This window comes from Geothrix sp. SG200 (assembly GCF_022808935.1).
GTDB lineage: Bacteria > Acidobacteriota > Holophagae > Holophagales > Holophagaceae > Geothrix > Geothrix alkalitolerans.
In genome coordinates this window covers 52584-67666 of record NZ_JAKZFR010000005.1, presented here as the reverse complement: position 1 = coordinate 67666, position 15083 = coordinate 52584, and the positions used below count along the sequence as shown (strand labels likewise).

General features: G+C 65.0%; 28 protein-coding genes. All 28 read right to left on the bottom strand.

Annotated elements, in window-relative coordinates; genetic code table 11:
• Positions 1-9 precede the first annotated feature (9 nt).
• The 28 genes from rpsM to rpsG all read right to left on the bottom strand — a co-directional run bounded on the left by rpsM (position 10) and on the right by rpsG (position 15077).
• A complete protein-coding gene (gene rpsM, locus ML539_RS10990) occupies positions 10-378 on the bottom strand; it encodes a 30S ribosomal protein S13 (protein ID WP_026852732.1) in 369 nt (122 codons plus the stop codon).
• A 9-nt stretch (positions 379-387) separates the two neighbouring features.
• Positions 388-504, bottom strand: a complete 117-nt coding sequence (gene rpmJ / locus ML539_RS10985; protein WP_026852733.1) for a 50S ribosomal protein L36 — start codon at positions 502-504, stop codon at positions 388-390.
• Positions 505-522: 18 nt separating this feature from the next.
• A complete protein-coding gene (infA, locus tag ML539_RS10980; RefSeq protein WP_026852734.1) occupies positions 523-741 on the bottom strand; it encodes a translation initiation factor IF-1 in 219 nt (72 codons plus the stop codon).
• Positions 738-1397, bottom strand: coding sequence for an adenylate kinase (locus ML539_RS10975; RefSeq protein WP_243323817.1), 660 nt, complete (start codon positions 1395-1397; stop codon positions 738-740). The genes infA and ML539_RS10975 overlap by 4 nt, the downstream gene beginning before the upstream one ends.
• Positions 1394-2749 (bottom strand): preprotein translocase subunit SecY, encoded by a 1356-nt coding sequence (gene secY, locus ML539_RS10970; protein WP_243323815.1) that lies wholly within the window; start codon positions 2747-2749, stop codon positions 1394-1396. Before secY ends, ML539_RS10975 begins: the two co-directional genes overlap by 4 nt.
• Positions 2750-2755: 6 nt before the next feature.
• Positions 2756-3217, bottom strand: coding sequence for a 50S ribosomal protein L15 (gene rplO, locus ML539_RS10965; RefSeq protein WP_243295504.1), 462 nt, complete (start codon positions 3215-3217; stop codon positions 2756-2758).
• A 3-nt stretch (positions 3218-3220) separates the two neighbouring features.
• Entirely contained in the window at positions 3221-3418 is a 198-nt protein-coding gene (rpmD, locus tag ML539_RS10960; protein ID WP_043483639.1) for a 50S ribosomal protein L30, read from the bottom strand.
• A gap of 1 nt (position 3419) precedes the next feature.
• Entirely contained in the window at positions 3420-3947 is a 528-nt protein-coding gene (rpsE, locus tag ML539_RS10955; protein ID WP_243288429.1) for a 30S ribosomal protein S5, read from the bottom strand.
• Positions 3948-3956: 9 nt separating this feature from the next.
• Complete coding sequence (rplR, locus tag ML539_RS10950) at positions 3957-4319, bottom strand: 50S ribosomal protein L18 (protein WP_243288430.1); 363 nt, start codon at positions 4317-4319, stop codon at positions 3957-3959.
• A gap of 9 nt (positions 4320-4328) precedes the next feature.
• A complete protein-coding gene (gene rplF / locus ML539_RS10945) occupies positions 4329-4865 on the bottom strand; it encodes a 50S ribosomal protein L6 (protein WP_243288431.1) in 537 nt (178 codons plus the stop codon).
• Between the two features lie 48 nt (positions 4866-4913).
• Entirely contained in the window at positions 4914-5309 is a 396-nt protein-coding gene (rpsH, locus tag ML539_RS10940) for a 30S ribosomal protein S8 (RefSeq protein ID WP_243288432.1), read from the bottom strand.
• Between the two features lie 12 nt (positions 5310-5321).
• The gene (locus ML539_RS10935) at positions 5322-5507 is read right to left on the bottom strand and encodes a type Z 30S ribosomal protein S14 (protein ID WP_026852743.1); all 186 of its coding nucleotides are present in this window, start codon (positions 5505-5507) and stop codon (positions 5322-5324) included.
• A gap of 18 nt (positions 5508-5525) precedes the next feature.
• Entirely contained in the window at positions 5526-6089 is a 564-nt protein-coding gene (gene rplE / locus ML539_RS10930) for a 50S ribosomal protein L5 (RefSeq protein ID WP_243323813.1), read from the bottom strand.
• 330 nt (positions 6090-6419) lie between these two features.
• Positions 6420-6674 carry a 50S ribosomal protein L24 gene (rplX, locus tag ML539_RS10925; RefSeq protein WP_347710762.1) on the bottom strand — a complete coding sequence of 85 codons (255 nt, stop codon included), beginning with the start codon at positions 6672-6674 and terminating at the stop codon, positions 6420-6422.
• Between the two features lie 20 nt (positions 6675-6694).
• Positions 6695-7063, bottom strand: a complete 369-nt coding sequence (gene rplN / locus ML539_RS10920) for a 50S ribosomal protein L14 (protein ID WP_026852746.1) — start codon at positions 7061-7063, stop codon at positions 6695-6697.
• A gap of 9 nt (positions 7064-7072) precedes the next feature.
• Positions 7073-7330, bottom strand: coding sequence for a 30S ribosomal protein S17 (rpsQ, locus tag ML539_RS10915; RefSeq protein ID WP_026852747.1), 258 nt, complete (start codon positions 7328-7330; stop codon positions 7073-7075).
• An 8-nt stretch (positions 7331-7338) separates the two neighbouring features.
• Positions 7339-7539: a 50S ribosomal protein L29 gene (gene rpmC, locus ML539_RS10910; protein WP_026852748.1), complete on the bottom strand. Its 201-nt coding sequence runs from the start codon at positions 7537-7539 to the stop codon at positions 7339-7341.
• Positions 7540-7544: 5 nt separating this feature from the next.
• A complete protein-coding gene (gene rplP / locus ML539_RS10905; RefSeq protein WP_243295501.1) occupies positions 7545-7964 on the bottom strand; it encodes a 50S ribosomal protein L16 in 420 nt (139 codons plus the stop codon).
• 9 nt (positions 7965-7973) lie between these two features.
• Positions 7974-8621 (bottom strand): 30S ribosomal protein S3, encoded by a 648-nt coding sequence (gene rpsC, locus ML539_RS10900; RefSeq protein WP_243317343.1) that lies wholly within the window; start codon positions 8619-8621, stop codon positions 7974-7976.
• A 2-nt stretch (positions 8622-8623) separates the two neighbouring features.
• Positions 8624-8977, bottom strand: a complete 354-nt coding sequence (gene rplV / locus ML539_RS10895; RefSeq protein ID WP_043483641.1) for a 50S ribosomal protein L22 — start codon at positions 8975-8977, stop codon at positions 8624-8626.
• A 2-nt stretch (positions 8978-8979) separates the two neighbouring features.
• Entirely contained in the window at positions 8980-9264 is a 285-nt protein-coding gene (gene rpsS, locus ML539_RS10890) for a 30S ribosomal protein S19 (protein WP_026852752.1), read from the bottom strand.
• An 11-nt stretch (positions 9265-9275) separates the two neighbouring features.
• On the bottom strand, positions 9276-10097 hold the full coding sequence (gene rplB, locus ML539_RS10885) for a 50S ribosomal protein L2 (RefSeq protein ID WP_243295500.1): 822 nt from the start codon (positions 10095-10097) through the stop codon (positions 9276-9278).
• A 73-nt stretch (positions 10098-10170) separates the two neighbouring features.
• Positions 10171-10446 (bottom strand): 50S ribosomal protein L23, encoded by a 276-nt coding sequence (locus ML539_RS10880; RefSeq protein WP_026852754.1) that lies wholly within the window; start codon positions 10444-10446, stop codon positions 10171-10173.
• Positions 10443-11078 carry a 50S ribosomal protein L4 gene (rplD, locus tag ML539_RS10875; RefSeq protein ID WP_243288438.1) on the bottom strand — a complete coding sequence of 212 codons (636 nt, stop codon included), beginning with the start codon at positions 11076-11078 and terminating at the stop codon, positions 10443-10445. The genes ML539_RS10880 and rplD overlap by 4 nt, the downstream gene beginning before the upstream one ends.
• A 1-nt stretch (position 11079) precedes the next feature.
• Positions 11080-11706, bottom strand: coding sequence for a 50S ribosomal protein L3 (rplC, locus tag ML539_RS10870; RefSeq protein WP_243317342.1), 627 nt, complete (start codon positions 11704-11706; stop codon positions 11080-11082).
• Between the two features lie 14 nt (positions 11707-11720).
• Entirely contained in the window at positions 11721-12047 is a 327-nt protein-coding gene (gene rpsJ / locus ML539_RS10865; RefSeq protein ID WP_043483643.1) for a 30S ribosomal protein S10, read from the bottom strand.
• 344 nt (positions 12048-12391) lie between these two features.
• Positions 12392-14500: an elongation factor G gene (fusA, locus tag ML539_RS10860; protein ID WP_243295499.1), complete on the bottom strand. Its 2109-nt coding sequence runs from the start codon at positions 14498-14500 to the stop codon at positions 12392-12394.
• A 106-nt stretch (positions 14501-14606) separates the two neighbouring features.
• A complete protein-coding gene (gene rpsG, locus ML539_RS10855) occupies positions 14607-15077 on the bottom strand; it encodes a 30S ribosomal protein S7 (protein ID WP_243323809.1) in 471 nt (156 codons plus the stop codon).
• Positions 15078-15083: the final 6 nt, after the last annotated feature.

The following is a 15083-nucleotide window of genomic DNA, read 5'->3' as shown; positions in this document are numbered from 1 at the left end:
CTCCTCGCCTTACTTCTTCTTGCCGGCCACGGTGCGCCGCTTGCCCTTGCGGGTGCGGGCGTTGGTGTGCGTGCGCTGACCACGGACGGGTAGACCCTTCCGGTGGCGCAGGCCGCGGTAGCAGCCGATGTCCATGAGCCGCTTGATGTCGAGGGCGATGTTCTTGCGGAGGTCGCCCTCCACAGTCTCCTCGGCGGTGATGACGCGGCGGATGCGGCCGACCTCGTCTTCGGTCAGGTCGCGCACCTTGGTGCCGAAGTCGACCTTCGCGCGGGTCAGGATGCTGTGAGCCTTGGCCCGGCCGATGCCGTAAATGTAGGTGAGCGCGATCTCGATGCGCTTTCCGATGGGCAGATCAATGCCAGCGATGCGTGCCATCGTGTCTCCTTAACCCTGACGCTGCTTGTGCTTCGGGTTCTTCTTGCAGATGACCCGGTTGATGCCTTCGCGGCGCACCACTTTGCAGTGCTCGCAGAGCTTCTTGATGGAGGGCCGGACTTTCATGGTTTCCTCTCGTTTCGGTTACTTGAATCGGTAGATGATGCGGCCGCGGGTCAGGTCGTAAGGGGTGACCTCGACGAGGACCCTGTCGCCGGGGAGGATGCGGATGAAGTTCTTGCGCATCTTCCCGCTGATGTGCGCCAGCACCTGGTGCTTGTTTTCCAGTTCGACCCGGAATACCGCGTTGGGCAAGGCCTCGACCACTGTGGCTTCGAGCTCAATGGCTTCTTCTTTGCTCAAGCGCGTTCTCCGAAGACGTGACGCAGCGATTCAAACACCAGCTCCGGGGCGCGATTGCCATCCACGCTCCGGAAGGTCGGCCGATGCTTGTAGAAACCCAGGAGCGGCTGGAAGGTCGAGTGGAACTCGCCCATCCGGCTCCGGAAGGCTTCTGCGGTGTCGTCGGAACGGTGCTTCAGGGGACTTCCGCACACATCGCAGACACCGGCCTGCTTGGGAGGCTTGGATTCCAGGTGGTAGATGGCGCCGCAGGCGTTGTTGCTGCAGACGCGCCGGCCCACCACGCGGGCTTCCAGCACATCCTGGGGGACATCGACCAGCACCACGTGACCCGTCTTCATGCCCTTGGAGGAGAGGAAGTCTTCCAGGGCTTGAGCTTGCTGAAGGGTGCGTGGGTAGCCGTCGAACAGCACATCGGAGGTCTCGTCCAGCAGCCGCGCGAAGACAAGGCCATTGACGGTGTCGTCGTCCACCAGTTTTCCCTCGGCCATGATGGCTTTCGCCCTCAGGCCGATCTCCGTCCCTTTCGAGACGGCATCTCTCAGAATGTCACCGGTTGAGAGGTGAGTCAAAGAGAATGTTTCCACCAGGCGCTTGGCCTGGGTGCCCTTCCCGGAGCCCGGGGCCCCGAGGAGGATGTTCGCGGTCAGACTCATGCCTCACCCCTGCGGGTGGAACGGCCGCGGATGCGGCCCTTCTCCAGGAATCCGTCGTAGCGGCGCATGACCAGCAGGCTTTCCAGCTGGGCCGCGCTGTCCATGGCCACGCCCACCACGATCAGCAGGCTGGTGCCGCCGAAGTAGAAGTTGAGGCCCTGGATGTTGTTGGTGATGAGCAGGGGCACGATGGAGACCAGGGCCAGGTAGATGGCGCCCACGAAGGTCAGCTTGGACAGGATGCTGTCCATGAAGACGCTGGTCTCCTTGCCGGGGCGGATGCCGGGGATGTAGCCCCCGGACCGCTTCATGTTCTCGGCGGTCTCATCGGGATTGAAGACGATGCTGGTGTAGAAGAAGGAGAAGAAGACCGTCACCCCCACGAAGACCGGCGTGTAGATCCAGAAGTGGGTCTGGGGGCTGAGGTAGGCGGCCGCCTTGGCCAGCCACTCCCAGCGGGTGAACTGGGCGATGGTGGCGGGGAAGAAGATGACGGAGCTGGCGAAGATGACGGGCATCACGCCGGCGGTGTTCACCTTCAGGGGCATGTAGCTGCTGCGCTGGCTGGACATGCCGGCCGAGTCGGCCCGGCGGGCGTAGTGGATGGGGATGCGCCGGTAGGCGTTCTCCACCAGCACCACGGCCAGCAGCACCACGGTCATGGCGCCGATGAGCAGGATGAAGATGCCCGGGGGCGGGACGTTCGGCGCGTTCTTCAGGGACTGGGTGATCATCACCGACAGGGTGGTGAGGGCCTGGGGCAGGCCCGCCACGATGCCGGCGAAGATCAGCAGGCTGATGCCGTTGCCGATGCCGCGTTCGGTGATCTGCTCGCCGATCCACATGACGAAGATCGTGCCCACGGACAGCGTGAAGGCCGCCAGGAACCGGAAGGCCGTCGGCGAGATGGCGTTGGTCACCACCTCGAGGCCGGGTGCGTTCTGGCTCTGGGCCAGGGAGGCGATGCCCATGCCCTGGATGAAGGCCAGGGCCACGGTGAGGTAGCGGGTCCACTGGGTGATCTTCTGCCGGCCGGCCTCGCCTTCCTTCTTCTGGAGGTTCTCCAGGTAGGGCACCACGGCCCCCATCAGCTGCAGCACGATGCTGGCCGTGATGTAGGGGGCGATGCCGAGGGCGAAGACCGAGAACTTCTTGAACGCACCACCGGAGAACAGGTCGACAACGTCGAAGAGCCCGCCGCCGCCGCGCTTGAGCGCGGCAGCCAGGTTCTCGGCGTTCACCCCCGGCACGCTGACGTGCACCCCCAGGCGGTAGATGGCCAGGAGGATGAGGGTGAAGAGGAGCCGCTTGCGCAGCTCCGGGATTGCGAAGAGGTTCTTGAGGCGGTTCATCGGCCGTTACTCGGCAGACTTCGCGCAGGGCTCCTGGATCGTGCCACCCTTGGCCAGGATGGCTTCACGGGCGCCCTTGGTGATGCGATCGGCGACGACGTTCACCTTGGCGGTGAGCTCGCCGCTGGCCAGCACCACGATCTTCTCGACGCGGGAGTTGACGAGCTTCTTGTCCCGGAGGGCATCCAGGCAGACCGTCTCGCCATCCTTGAAGTGGATGGAGATGAGGCTGAGGGTGATCTCCTTGGTCTCGGGAGCGAAGATGTTGGTGAATCCGCGCTTGGGCAGACGGCGGACGAGTGGCATCTGGCCGCCCTCGAAACCGCGCTTGCTGCGGTAGCCGGACCGGGACTTCTGGCCCTTCTCGCCGCGGCCGGAGGTCTTGCCGAGGCCTGAGCCCTTGCCGCGGCCCAGGCGCTTGCGGGTCTTGGTGGCGCCCTCAGCGGGCTTGAGTTCGTTGAGCTTCATGACCTACCCCTTCACCTGAACGTCGATGAGATGCGGGACGAGCTTGACCATCCCGTGGACGTTGGGGGTGTATTCGCATTCGCGGGTATCGCCGGGGCGCTTCAGACCGAGGGTCTGCATGAAGGCCCGGTGCTTGGGAGTGGTGCAGATGATGGAGCGCTTGAGGGTCAGCACCACCTGCTTGCCGATGAACTGCGACATGTTAAACCTCCGCCTGGTCCAGGCCCCGGTTGGTCAGGACCGTGTAGGGATCCATGAGGTCCTTCAGCCCTTCGAACGTGGCACGCACCACGTTGTGGGGGTTGGAGGAGCCCAGGCTCTTCGTCAGCACGTTGTGGACGCCGGCGGCCTCCATGATGGCGCGCACCGCGGCGCCGGCGATGATGCCGGTGCCCTCGGGGGCCGGCTTCAGCAGCACGCTGCCGGAGCCGAAGATCCCGGTCACCGGGTGCGGCAGGCTGCCGTTCGAGGTGAGGGGGACCTTGATCATGTTGCGCTTGGCGCTCTCGATGCCCTTCTTGATGGCGGAGGGCACTTCCAGGGCCTTGCCGAGACCGAAGCCGACCTTGCCGTTGCCGTCGCCCACGACCACCAGCGCGGAGAAGGAGAAGTTCTTGCCCCCCTTCACCACCTTGGTGACGCGGCCCACGTAGATGACCTGGTCCTTGAATTCCCCGGCTTCGGGGTTGTTGCGGGTTTCCTTGTTGTCCTTGAGCTCTGCAGTCGCCATGGTGATCCCCTAGAACTGGAGCCCGGCTTCGCGGGCGCTGTCAGCCAGCGCCTTGACGCGGCCGTGATAGACGTAACCGTTCCGGTCGAACACCACTGCGGTGATGCCCTTCTCCTTCAGCCGGGCGGCGATGCTGGCGCCGACGGCCTTGGCGGCCTCGATGTTGGCGCCGTTCTTGAGCTTCTCGCGCAGGTCCTTCTCGAGGCTGCTGGCGGAGGCCAGGGTGATGCCCTTGCTGTCGTCCACCGCCTGCACGTAGATGCGCTTCAGGCTCTTGTAGATGGTGAGGCGGGGCCGCTCGGGCGTGCCGCTCACGCGGCCGCGGATGCGGGCCTTGGTCTTGTCACGCCGAATGTTGATATCGTTCGCCATGGGTTCCCCTTACTTCCCGGTCTTGCCGGCCTTGCGGCGGATGACTTCGCCGGTGTACATGACGCCCTTGCCCTTGTAGGGCTCGGGCTTGCGGAACTTCCGGATGTCGGCGGCGACCTGGCCCACCAGCTGCCGGTCGATGCCGGTCACGACGATGTGGGTGGCCTTCTCGACGGCCATCTGGATGCCCGCGGGAGCCTCGTACTTGATGGGATGGCTGTAGCCGAGCTCGAGGTTGAGCTTGGCGCCGTCCATGGCGGCCTTGTAGCCGACGCCGACGATGTCCAGCTCCTTCTTCCAGCCCTCGGTCACACCGGTGACGGCGTTGCCGAGCAGGGCGCGGGTCAGGCCGTGGTAGGCACGGGTCTGGGGCTCATCGTTGACGCGGGTGAGGTTCACGGAGTCGGCCTGAACTTCGAGGGTGATCCCGGCGGGGATCGGGCAAGTGAGCTTGCCCTTGGCGCCCTCGACGACGGCCTCGGACCCGGTGACTGTGACCTTCACGCCCTTGGGCAGCGTCACGGGCTTCTTTCCGATTCGAGACATGGTTGATTCCTTAGATGAGGGCGGGGATGCCGCCCGTTTCAGGATGGGTTACCAGACGTGGGCGAGGACTTCGCCGCCGACGTTCTGCTTCTTGGCGTCCTTGCCCGTCAGGAGACCCTTCGGGGTGGACAGGATCGCGATGCCGAGGCCGCCATGGACTTCGGGGATCTCCTGCGCGCCGGAGTAGATGCGCAGGCCGGGACGGGACACGCGGCGCAGGCCGTGGATCACGTTCTCCTTGTCCTTCACGTACTTGAGGTTGAGGATGAGGTACGCGCGGCCCTCGTGCTCCACCTGCTTGAAGGAATGGATGTAGCCCTCCTGCTTCAGGATGCCGCAGAGGCCGGCCTTGATCTTGGAGGCGGGCACCACCACGGCATCGTGACCGGCCATGATGCCGTTGCGGATGCGGGTGAGGTAGTCAGCGATGGGATCGGTATGCATGGTCCCCTCTCCTTACCAGCTGGACTTCTGGACGCCCGGCAGCTCGCCGTTGAGGGCGAACTTGCGGAAGCACAGACGGCAGAGTTCAAACTTGCGCATGAAGCCCCGGGGCCGGCCGCAGCACTTGCAGCGGTTGCGGTGCTGGGTCGAGAACTTCGGCTTGCGCGAATCCTTGACGATTTTGGAAATCTTGGCCATCGGTATGATCTCCTTAGCCTATTTGCGGAAGGGCATACCGAGGTGGGCCAGCAGGGCCCGCGCTTCGGCGTCGTTCTTGGCGGTGGTCACGAAGGTGATGTTCATGCCCTTCATCTTGTCCACCTTGGAGTAGTCGATCTCCTGGAAGATCAACTGGTCCTTGAGGCCCAGCGTGTAGTTGCCGCGGCCGTCGAAGGACTTGGTGGGCACGCCGCGGAAGTCGCGGACGCGGGGAAGGGACAGGGTCACCAGGCGGTCGAAGAACTCCCACATGCGGGGACCGCGCAGGGTCACCATGCAGGCGATGGGCATGCCGGCGCGCAGCTTGAACTGGGCGACGCTCTTCTTGGCCTTGCGCACGACGGCCTTCTGGCCGGCGATGGCGGTCAGCTCGTCAACAGCCACGTCCAGGACCTTGATGTTCTGGATGGCGTCGCCGACGCCCATGTTGATGACGATCTTCTGCAGGCGGGGCACCTGCATGGCGGAGGAGAAGGCGAACTCCTCCTTGAGCTTCGACACCACCTCCTGGTGGTAGCGAGCCTTGACGCGGGGCTCCGCGTGGTCCTGCTTGGCAGTCATGGATGCCTCCATTTCCGTGGGGCGGCTATGCCCCAGGGGTTCGGGAGGGCGGGGGGGCTTGGGACGGCGGTCCGGCCCGTTTCCCCCCAACCTCAGTTGTCATGGCGCGATATGCGCCGTGGATTCCCGCCCCGCGCACGGGACAGAACGAAGATCTTCCCATGAACGAAGGCCCCTGGGAAGGCAAAAGCTTGTATTTCAAAGGCGGTGCGGTGGTTCCAGGGTCCCGGAACACCCGATCAGGTAGGTCCGAGGAGGCTCAGCCTCCGAGGACGCGGGGGCCCGGGGGTGTGCGCGCAGCGTAGCGGAGCGCGGAACCCTCGGAGAGAATCAACCCCGCTTGCGCGTGCCCTTGCCGGTCTTGGCGTCGAGGAGCATGACGTTGGAAGCGTGGATGGACGCCTCCTTCTCGACGATGCCGCCGCCCTCGCCGGTCTGGGGATTGGGCTTGGTGGCCTTCTTGATCATGTTGACGCCGGCGACGACCACCCGGTTGGTGGCGGGGCTGACCTTGGAGACGGTCCCGGTCTTGCCCTTCTCCTTGCCGGCGATGACGACGACCTGATCGCCCTTCTTGAGCTTCATCTTGGTGGTGGTGGCTTCCATTACAGCACCTCAGGGGCGAGGGAGACGATCTTCATGTACTTCCGCTCGCGCAGCTCGCGGGCCACGGGGCCGAACACGCGGGTGCCGACGGGCTCGCCATCCTTCTTGATGATGACGGCGGCGTTCTCGTCGAAGCGGATGTAGGAGCCGTCCTTGCGGCGGTAGGCCTTGCGCTGGCGGACGATCACGGCCTGGACGACGGCCTTCTTCTTGACCGTTCCGCCCGGGATCGCTTCCTTGACGGAGGCGGTGATCACGTCGCCGAGCTGGGCGATCTTGCCCACACCGCCGCCCAGGGGCAGGATGCAGCAGATCTTCTTGGCGCCGGAGTTGTCGGCGACGGTGAGCATGGTTCCCATCTGGATCATGTGAGCTCCTTACTCGCCGGCCTTCTGGACGATCTCGAGGACCGTCCAGCGCTTGCGCTTGGAAAGGGGGCGGGTCTCCACGATCTTGACCACGTCGCCGATGCCGCAGGCGTTGGTCTCGTCGTGGGCCATGAACTTGGCGGTCTGCTTGACCGTGCGGTGGTAGAGCGGGTGCTGGAACTTGCGCTCCACCTTCACCACCACGGTCTTGTCGGCCTTGTTGGAGACCACGACGCCGTTACGAATCATCTTGTTTTCGAGGCTCATGGGATCTCCTAGGCCAGCTTCGTCGCCAGGGCGGTTTTGACACGGGCGAGCTCACGGCGAGTCTTGCGGATCTCGGCGGTGTTCTCGACCTGGCCCACGGCGTGCTGGAAGCGGAGGGTGAACCGCTTGGCGGCCAGCTCGGCCTCCAGCTGCGCCAGCTCCTCGACGCTCTTGCCGGTCAAATCGGAAAAGGGATTCTTCTTGGTCATGGCGATCACTCCTCCGGCGGCGTGCGGGTGACGATTTCAGACGCCACGGACAACTTCATCTGGGCCAAACGCAGGGCCTCGCGCGCCACCTCGTCGGTCACCCCCTCCATCTCGAAGAGGATGCGGCCGGGGCGGATCACTGCCACCCAACCGTCCGGAGCCCCCTTGCCGGAGCCCATGCGGGTCTCCGCGGGCTTCGAGGTAGTGGGACGGTCCGGGAAGATGCGGATCCAGATCTTGCCGCCGCGCTTGATGTGGCGGGTCATGGCGATACGGGCGGCTTCGATCTGACGGTTGGTCAGCCAGCAGTGCTCCGTCGCCTTGAGGCCGAAATCGCCGAAGGCGAGATCGTTGCCGCGGGTGGCGACGCCGCGGGTGCGGCCTTTCTGGGTTTTGCGGTTCTTGACCTTCTTGGGCATCAGCATGGGGTCACCTCAGCGCTTCACGGTCTCGGCAACCTGGTCGCCCAGGTTCACCCAAACCTTGATGCCGATGATCCCGTAGGTCGTGCGGGCCTCGGCGAAACCGTAATCCACGCCCGCGCGAATGGTCTGCAGGGGCATCTGACCGGAGAGGTAGTCCTCGGTCCGGGCGATCTCGGCGCCGTTCAGGCGGCCGGAGACCTTGATCTTGAAACCCTTGGCGCCGAAGCGGATCGCGGCCTCCTCCGCCTTGCGCATGGCGCGGCGGAAGGCGATGCGGCGCTCGAGCTGCTGGGCCACGCCCTCGGCCACGAGCTGGGCATCGACCTCAGGCTTCTTGATCTCCTGGATGTCGACGGACACGGGACGGTTCAGGCGCTTCTGGAGATCCTCGCGCAGCTTGTCGATCTCGGCGCCCTTGCGGCCGATGACGATGCCGGGGCGGGCGGTGAAGATGCGCACGGTGACCTTGTCCGCGGCGCGCTCGATGTCGATCTTCGAGATCATCGCATTCAGGCTGTGCAGCTGCTTCTTGAGCTCGCGGCGCAGCTTGATGTCCTCGTGGAGCAGCGAAGAGTACTCGCGCTTGGAGAACCACTTGCTGCGCCAGTTCTTCTGGTGGACGAGGCGGAACCCGTAGGGGTGGACCTTCTGACCCATGACTACTCCTCCCCGGCCGCAGAAAGCTGGATGGTGATGTGGCAGGTGCGCTTCTGGACCCGGTAGGCGCGGCCCATGGGCGCAGGGCGGACCCGCTTCATGCGGAAGCCCTCGTCCACGAAGGCGGTCTTGACCATCAGCTCGTCCGGGTTGACGGACGGGTTCTTGTCGATGGCGTTGGCCACGGCGGAATCCAGGAGCTTGCGGATGGGGGCGGCGGCGTACTTCTTGGCCTGCGCGAGCACCCACTGGGCCTCGCCGACGTGCTTGCCGCGGATCATGTCCACCACGAGGCGGGCCTTCTGGGCCGAACCGCGCAGGTGGCGAACGGTGGCGCTGGAAACGATCTCAGCCATCGCTACTTCCCCTTCGCCTTGGTGTCGGCCTTGCCAGCGTGACCCTTGAAGGTGCGGGTCAGGGCGAACTCGCCCAGCTTGTGGCCGATCATGTTCTCGGTGACATAGACAGGAATGAACTTGTTGCCGTTGTGCACGGCGAGGGTCAGTCCGATCATCTGCGGGACCACGGTGGAGCGGCGGGACCAGGTCTTGATCACGCGCTTGTCGTTGGCCGCCTGGGCGACTTCCACCTTCTTCTGGAGGTGGGCGTCAATGAACGGGCCTTTTTTCAGGGAACGTGCCATTGTCGGGCCTCCTAGTTGATCCGCTTGACGATGAACTTGTCCGTGCGACGGTTGCCACGGGTCTTGTAGCCACGGGTCGGCTGGCCCCAGGGCGTCACCGGGTGACGGCCACCGGAGGTGCGACCCTCGCCGCCACCGTGGGGGTGGTCGACGGGGTTCATGACCACGCCGCGGACGGTCGGGCGGATGCCCTTCCAGCGGGTGCGACCGGCCTTGCCGATCTGGATGTTCTCGTGCTGCAGGTTGCCGACGGTGCCGATGGTCGCGTAGCAGTCCAGGTGGATCTTGCGGATCTCGCCGGAGGGCATGCGGAGCTGGGCGTAGTCGTCCTCCTTCGCCACGAGCTGGGCGAAGGTGCCGGCGGCGCGGGCGATCTGGCCGCCCTTGCCGGGCTTCATCTCGATGTTGTGCACCGTGTTGCCCACGGGGATGTTCCGCAGGGGCAGCGCGTTGCCCACCAGGATGTCGGCGTTCTTGCCGGCCACCACGGTGCGGCCCACTTCCAGGCCATCGGGGGCCAGGATGTAGCGCTTCTCGCCGTCCGCGTAGACCAGAAGGGCGATGCGGGCGGTGCGGTTGGGATCGTATTCGATGGTCGCGACCTTGGCCGGGACTTCGAGCTTGTTGCGCTTGAAGTCGATGATGCGGTACTGGCGCTTGTGGCCGCCGCCGATGTGGCGGGTGGTGACCCGACCGGTGTTGGACCGGCCGCCAGTGCGGTTCTTCTTGGCAATCAGGGAACGCTCAGGCGTGTCCGTCGTGATTTCCTCGAAGCCGAACTTGGACATGCCGCGCTGACCGGGGGTCGTGGGCTTGAGCTGCTTGATGCTCATGGGTGTCCTCTTGCCTCAGGGTTGAAAGGGGCGGGCGATAGTGGGCAAAGCTTGTCCGTCCGCCATGGATCGCCTACTCGGACGCGGGTGCGCCCTCGGCGAGTTCGACATAGGCCTTCTTGCGGGGGCTGGAGGTCCCCACGAAGCGGCCGAGGCGCTTGGTCCGGCTGGGGATCCGCACGGTGCGGACGCTCTTCACCTTGGACTGGAGCAGGAGCTCCACGGCCTCCTGGATCTGGTGCTTGGTGGCCCAGGTGGCCACCTCGAACACCTGGATGTTCTTCTCCCGCAGGATCTGGCCCTTCTCCGTGAGGAGGGGCTTGCGGATCACGTCGAAGATCTTGGTCATGGCTTCACCACCTCCTGGAGGGCCAGGACGGCTTCCTTGGAGAAGATCACCTGGTCGTACTTGAGGAGCTCATAGACGTTCACGCCCAGGCTCTCGACGGTCTGCAGCTTCGGGTTGTTGCCGGCGGCGCGGGAGAGCTTCTCGCTGGCCTCGGTGCCCACCAGAAGGGCGGAGCCGGTGACGCCGAGCTTGCCGAGGGTCTGGATCAGGGCCTTGGTCTTGTGGGACTCGACCTCCCAGCTCTCGACCACCAGCATCTGGCCGCTCGCGAGCTTCGCGGACAGGGCGTTCCGCAGGGCGGCGCGCCGGGCCTTCTTGGGGAAGGCGTAGTCATAGGAACGGGGGTGCGGGCCATGGACCGTCGCGCCGCCCTTCCACAGAGGGCTGCGGATGGAGCCCACACGGGCGCGGCCGGTGCCCTTCTGCTTCCAGAGCTTCTTGCCGGAGCCGCTGACTTCCCACTTGTCCTTGGTCTTGGCGGTGCCGGAGCGGCGCTTGGCCAGGAAGTGGCGGACCGCTTCCCAGATCAGGTGCTCGTTCAGGTCCTCGAGCTTGAACACCTCGGGCAGGAGGTCGACGGTGCCGACCTGCTTGTTGTCGAGGTTGACGACGGGGTGCTGGAACGCTGCCATCCTAGGCCTCCTGCTTGATGACGATGTACCCACCCTTGGGGCCGGGGACGGCGCCCTTGATGAGCAGCAGGTTGTTCTCGGCGTCCACCTTGGCGATCTCCAGGTTGCGCACGGTCACCTGGGCGTCGCCCATGTGGCCGGCCATGCGCATGCCGGGGAACACGCGGCTGGGGTAGCTCGACTGGCCGATGGAGCCGGGAGCGCGGTGGAACATGGAGCCGTGGGTCGCGCGGCCGCCAGCGAAGTGGTGCCGCTTGATGACGCCGGCGAAGCCCTTGCCCTTGCTGATGCCGGTGACGTTCACCTTGGTCTTCGCCTCGAAGGCGCTGGCCAGGACGCTGTCGCCGGGCTTGGACGTGTCAGCCGCGTCCACCTTGATCTCGCGCAGCACGCGGACCGGAGCGACGCCCTGCTTCTCGCAGTGGCCCTTCTCGGCCTTGGAGGCACGCTTGCCGCCATTGGGGTCCACGTAGCCGATCTGCACGGCCTCGTAGCCATCCTTGGCGGAGGTCTTGCGCATCACGACCACGCAGGGGCCGGCCTGGATGACGGTCACGGGGACGATCTGGCCCTGCTCATTGAAGATCTGGGTCATCCCCAGCTTCTTGCCGATGATTCCTTTGGACATGTTTTCTCCCCCCTCTACCGGTTGCCCTGGCGGCTGAAGACCTTGATCTCCACGTCGACGCCAGCAGGCAGGTCGAGGCGCATCAGGGTGTCCACGGTGTTCTGAGTCGGGTTCAGGATGTCCAGCAGCCGCTTGTGCGTGCGGATCTCGAACTGGTCCCGGCTCTTCTTGTCCACGTGGGGGGAACGGTTCACGGTGTACTTGTTCGTCCGGGTCGGCAGGGGGATGGGCCCGGCCACCTGGGCGCCCGTGCGCTTGGCGGTGTCCACGATCTCGCGGGTGCTCTGATCGAGCAGACGGTGGTCGAAGGCACGCAAACGGATGCGGATGTTGTCTTTCATGCTCACTCCATTGGGACGGGGACCGTCCATAGACGTGGGGCGCTGACCGCCCATGTAAATCCGTCCCAACGACAGGGACAGGGCTGATCAGCATAACAAAAGCCGCTGCAAATTCAACGGCTTTTTGAGAGAACGCACGACCTCCCGGAGGAGGAAGCGGGTGGATCAGGAGGCCCGGCAACCCGAAGGTTCGAAGGACGGCCTCACCCCCGGAGGGGGCTAAGACTTCAGGTAAAGCAAGAAATGACTAAAACTGAAGGCAACGAGAGCCGGTTTTACCGGGTCGAGTTGCGGGGGTGCGGGGGTGTGCGCGCAGCGTAGCGGAGCGCGGAACCCCCGCTACGCTACTTGGCACCCTTCACTTTGGCGATGATTTCTTCCGCCACGTTGCGGGGAGCCTCTTCGTAGTGCGAGAACTGCATGGTGTAGGTGCCGCGGCCCTGGGTCATGGAGCGCAGGGTCGTGGAGTAGGCGAACATCTCGGCCAGGGGCACCTTGGAGGTGATGACCTTGGAGCCGGAGCGCTCCTCCATGTTCTCGATGCGACCACGGCGGCTGTTCAGGTTGCCGATGACGTCGCCCATGTAGTCCTCGGGGGTCTCGACTTCGACCGCCATGATGGGCTCGAGGATCACGGGGCTGGCCTTCTCGCAGCCGGCCTTGAAGCCCATGGAGCCGGCGATCTTGAACGCCATTTCGTTGGAGTCCACCTCGTGGAAGCTGCCGTCGTAGATGGTCACCTTGATGTCCACCACGGGGTAGCCGGCGAGGACGCCGGAGTGCATGGCCTCCTGGATGCCTTCGTCGGTGGGCTTGATGTATTCCTTGGGAACCACGCCGCCCTTGATCTCGTTGATGAACTCGTAGCCCTTGCCGACCTCGTTGGGCTCGACGATGAGCTTGACGTGGCCGTACTGGCCGCGGCCGCCCGACTGGCGCACGAACTTGCCCTCGGACTCCACCCGCTTGCGGATGGTCTCGCGGTAGGCCACCTGGGGCTTGCCCACGTTGGCCTCGACCTTGAACTCGCGCATCATGCGGTCGACGATGATCTCGAGGTGCAGCTCGCCCATGCCGGCGATGATCGTCTGGTTGGTCTCGGGATCGGTCTTCACCTTGAAGGTGGGATCCTCCTGGGCCAGGCGGGCCAGGGCGATGCCCATCTTCTCCTGGTCGGCCTTGGTCTTGGGCTCGATGGCGACCTGGATCACGGGATCCGGGAAGTCCATGGACTCGAGCACCACCGGGTTGTTCTCGTCGCAGATGGTCTGGCCCGTGAGCACGTCCTTCAGGCCCACGGCGGCGCCGATGTCGCCCGTGCGGACCTCCTCGATGTCCTCGCGCTTGTTGGCGTGCATCTGGAGGAGACGGCCGATGCGTTCGCGGCGGCCCTTGTTGGCGTTGTAGACGCCGGAGCCGGCCGGAAGGATGCCGGAGTAGACGCGCAGGAAGGCCAGGGAGCCCACGAAGGGATCGGCCATGATCTTGAAGATGAGGGCGCTGAAGGGCTCGTTGTCGTCGGCCTTGCGCTCCACCTCGTTGCCGTCGCTGTCCATGCCCTTGATGGCGGGAATGTCCAGGGGCGAGGGCATGTAGCTCACCACGGCGTCGAGCATGGGCTGGACGCCCTTGTTCTTGAAGGCGGAGCCGCAGGTCATGGGCGTGAAGGCCAGCGACACGCAGCCCTTGCGGATGCCCTCGCGCAGCTCGGCCTCGGTGAGCTCCTCGCCGCCCAGGTACTTCTCCATGAGGTGCTCGTCGGTCTCGGCGACCATCTCGACCATCTTCTCGCGCCACTCCTTGGCGGTCTCCACCAGGTCAGCGGGAATCTCGCCGTAGAGGGTCTTGAAGCCCTTGTCGGCATCGTCGAAGGTGACGGCCTTCATCAGGATCAGGTCCACCACGCCCTTGAAGTTCTCCTCGGCGCCGATGGGGATCTGGATGGGGCAGGGACGCGCCTTCAGGCGGTCCTGCATCATCTTGACGACGCGGAAGAAGTCCGCGCCGGTGCGGTCCATCTTGTTCACGAAGGCCAGACGGGGCACGCCGTACTTGTCGGCCTGGCGCCACACGGTCTCGGACTGGGGCTGCACGCCGCCCACGGCACAGAACACGGCCACGGCGCCGTCGAGCACGCGGAGGCTGCGCTCCACCTCGGCCGTGAAGTCCACGTGGCCCGGGGTGTCGATGATGTTGATGCGGTGCTCCACGCCTTTCAGCTGGCCGGTCTGGGGCGTCCAGGCGGCCGTGATGGCGGCGGAGGTGATGGTGATGCCCCGCTCCTGCTCCTGCACCATCCAGTCGGTGGTCGCGGCACCCTCATGCACCTCGCCGATCTTGTGGATCTTGCCGGTGTAGTAGAGGATGCGCTCCGTCGTGGTGGTCTTGCCGGCATCGATGTGCGCCATGATGCCGATGTTCCGGTAGCGCTCGAGGGGGGTCTGGCGGGCCACAGCGGCCTCCTGAAAGGATCAATGCAGAAACGGAGTCGGGACGTGCTTCAAAGACCTTCGCGGAAGGAGCCGCCGGGTTGGCGGCTCCTTCCGGTCGGATGGGCTGCTACCAGCGGAAGTGCGCGAAGGCCTTGTTGGCCTCGGCCATCTTGTGGACGTCGTCCTTCTTCTTGATGGCGGCGCCGCGGAAGTTCATGGCGTCGAGGATCTCGCCGGCCAGCTTGTCGCGCATGGTGCGCTCGCCGCGGGAGGAGGAGTAGATCTTCAGCCAGCGCATGGCCAGGGACTGGCGGCGGTTCTGGGGAACCTCCACGGGCACCTGGTAGGTGGCGCCGCCCACGCGGCGGGACTTCACTTCCACCGAAGGCTTGATGTTGTTGAGGGCCTTCTGGAAGGCCTCCAGGGCCTCTTCGCCGGACTTCTTGGCGACGATCTCCAGCGCCCCGTAGAGGATGCGCTCGGCGGTGGCCTTCTTGCCGCGCTCCATGAGGATGTTCACGAACTTGGAGACGACGAGGCTGTTGTAGACGGGATCCGGGAGGATCTCACGCTTGGCGGGTGCGTTGCGACGGGCCATGTTTCA

What these genes read in the sequence shown, in the direction of transcription:
- rpsM (WP_026852732.1), bottom strand. Translation starts at nt 378, where the DNA reads ATGGCACGCATCGCTGGCATTGATCTGCCCATCGGAAAGCGCATCGAG.
- rpmJ (WP_026852733.1), bottom strand. Translation starts at nt 504, where the DNA reads ATGAAAGTCCGGCCCTCCATCAAGAAGCTCTGCGAGCACTGCAAAGTG.
- ML539_RS10975 (WP_243323817.1), bottom strand. Translation starts at nt 1,397, where the DNA reads ATGAGTCTGACCGCGAACATCCTCCTCGGGGCCCCGGGCTCCGGGAAG.
- secY (WP_243323815.1), bottom strand. Translation starts at nt 2,749, where the DNA reads ATGAACCGCCTCAAGAACCTCTTCGCAATCCCGGAGCTGCGCAAGCGG.
- rplO (WP_243295504.1), bottom strand. Translation starts at nt 3,217, where the DNA reads ATGAAGCTCAACGAACTCAAGCCCGCTGAGGGCGCCACCAAGACCCGC.
- rpmD (WP_043483639.1), bottom strand. Translation starts at nt 3,418, where the DNA reads ATGTCGCAGTTCATCGGCAAGCAGGTGGTGCTGACCCTCAAGCGCTCC.
- rpsE (WP_243288429.1), bottom strand. Translation starts at nt 3,947, where the DNA reads ATGGCGACTGCAGAGCTCAAGGACAACAAGGAAACCCGCAACAACCCC.
- rplR (WP_243288430.1), bottom strand. Translation starts at nt 4,319, where the DNA reads ATGGCGAACGATATCAACATTCGGCGTGACAAGACCAAGGCCCGCATC.
- rplF (WP_243288431.1), bottom strand. Translation starts at nt 4,865, where the DNA reads ATGTCTCGAATCGGAAAGAAGCCCGTGACGCTGCCCAAGGGCGTGAAG.
- rpsH (WP_243288432.1), bottom strand. Translation starts at nt 5,309, where the DNA reads ATGCATACCGATCCCATCGCTGACTACCTCACCCGCATCCGCAACGGC.
- ML539_RS10935 (WP_026852743.1), bottom strand. Translation starts at nt 5,507, where the DNA reads ATGGCCAAGATTTCCAAAATCGTCAAGGATTCGCGCAAGCCGAAGTTC.
- rplE (WP_243323813.1), bottom strand. Translation starts at nt 6,089, where the DNA reads ATGACTGCCAAGCAGGACCACGCGGAGCCCCGCGTCAAGGCTCGCTAC.
- rplX (WP_347710762.1), bottom strand. Translation starts at nt 6,674, where the DNA reads ATGAAGCTCAAGAAGGGCGATCAGGTCGTCGTCATCGCCGGCAAGGAG.
- rplN (WP_026852746.1), bottom strand. Translation starts at nt 7,063, where the DNA reads ATGATCCAGATGGGAACCATGCTCACCGTCGCCGACAACTCCGGCGCC.
- rpsQ (WP_026852747.1), bottom strand. Translation starts at nt 7,330, where the DNA reads ATGAGCCTCGAAAACAAGATGATTCGTAACGGCGTCGTGGTCTCCAAC.
- rpmC (WP_026852748.1), bottom strand. Translation starts at nt 7,539, where the DNA reads ATGACCAAGAAGAATCCCTTTTCCGATTTGACCGGCAAGAGCGTCGAG.
- rplP (WP_243295501.1), bottom strand. Translation starts at nt 7,964, where the DNA reads ATGCTGATGCCCAAGAAGGTCAAGAACCGCAAAACCCAGAAAGGCCGC.
- rpsC (WP_243317343.1), bottom strand. Translation starts at nt 8,621, where the DNA reads ATGGGTCAGAAGGTCCACCCCTACGGGTTCCGCCTCGTCCACCAGAAG.
- rplV (WP_043483641.1), bottom strand. Translation starts at nt 8,977, where the DNA reads ATGGCTGAGATCGTTTCCAGCGCCACCGTTCGCCACCTGCGCGGTTCG.
- rpsS (WP_026852752.1), bottom strand. Translation starts at nt 9,264, where the DNA reads ATGGCACGTTCCCTGAAAAAAGGCCCGTTCATTGACGCCCACCTCCAG.
- rplB (WP_243295500.1), bottom strand. Translation starts at nt 10,097, where the DNA reads ATGAGCATCAAGCAGCTCAAGCCCACGACCCCCGGTCAGCGCGGCATG.
- ML539_RS10880 (WP_026852754.1), bottom strand. Translation starts at nt 10,446, where the DNA reads ATGACCAAGATCTTCGACGTGATCCGCAAGCCCCTCCTCACGGAGAAG.
- rplD (WP_243288438.1), bottom strand. Translation starts at nt 11,078, where the DNA reads ATGGCAGCGTTCCAGCACCCCGTCGTCAACCTCGACAACAAGCAGGTC.
- rplC (WP_243317342.1), bottom strand. Translation starts at nt 11,706, where the DNA reads ATGTCCAAAGGAATCATCGGCAAGAAGCTGGGGATGACCCAGATCTTC.
- rpsJ (WP_043483643.1), bottom strand. Translation starts at nt 12,047, where the DNA reads ATGAAAGACAACATCCGCATCCGTTTGCGTGCCTTCGACCACCGTCTG.
- rpsG (WP_243323809.1), bottom strand. Translation starts at nt 15,077, where the DNA reads ATGGCCCGTCGCAACGCACCCGCCAAGCGTGAGATCCTCCCGGATCCC.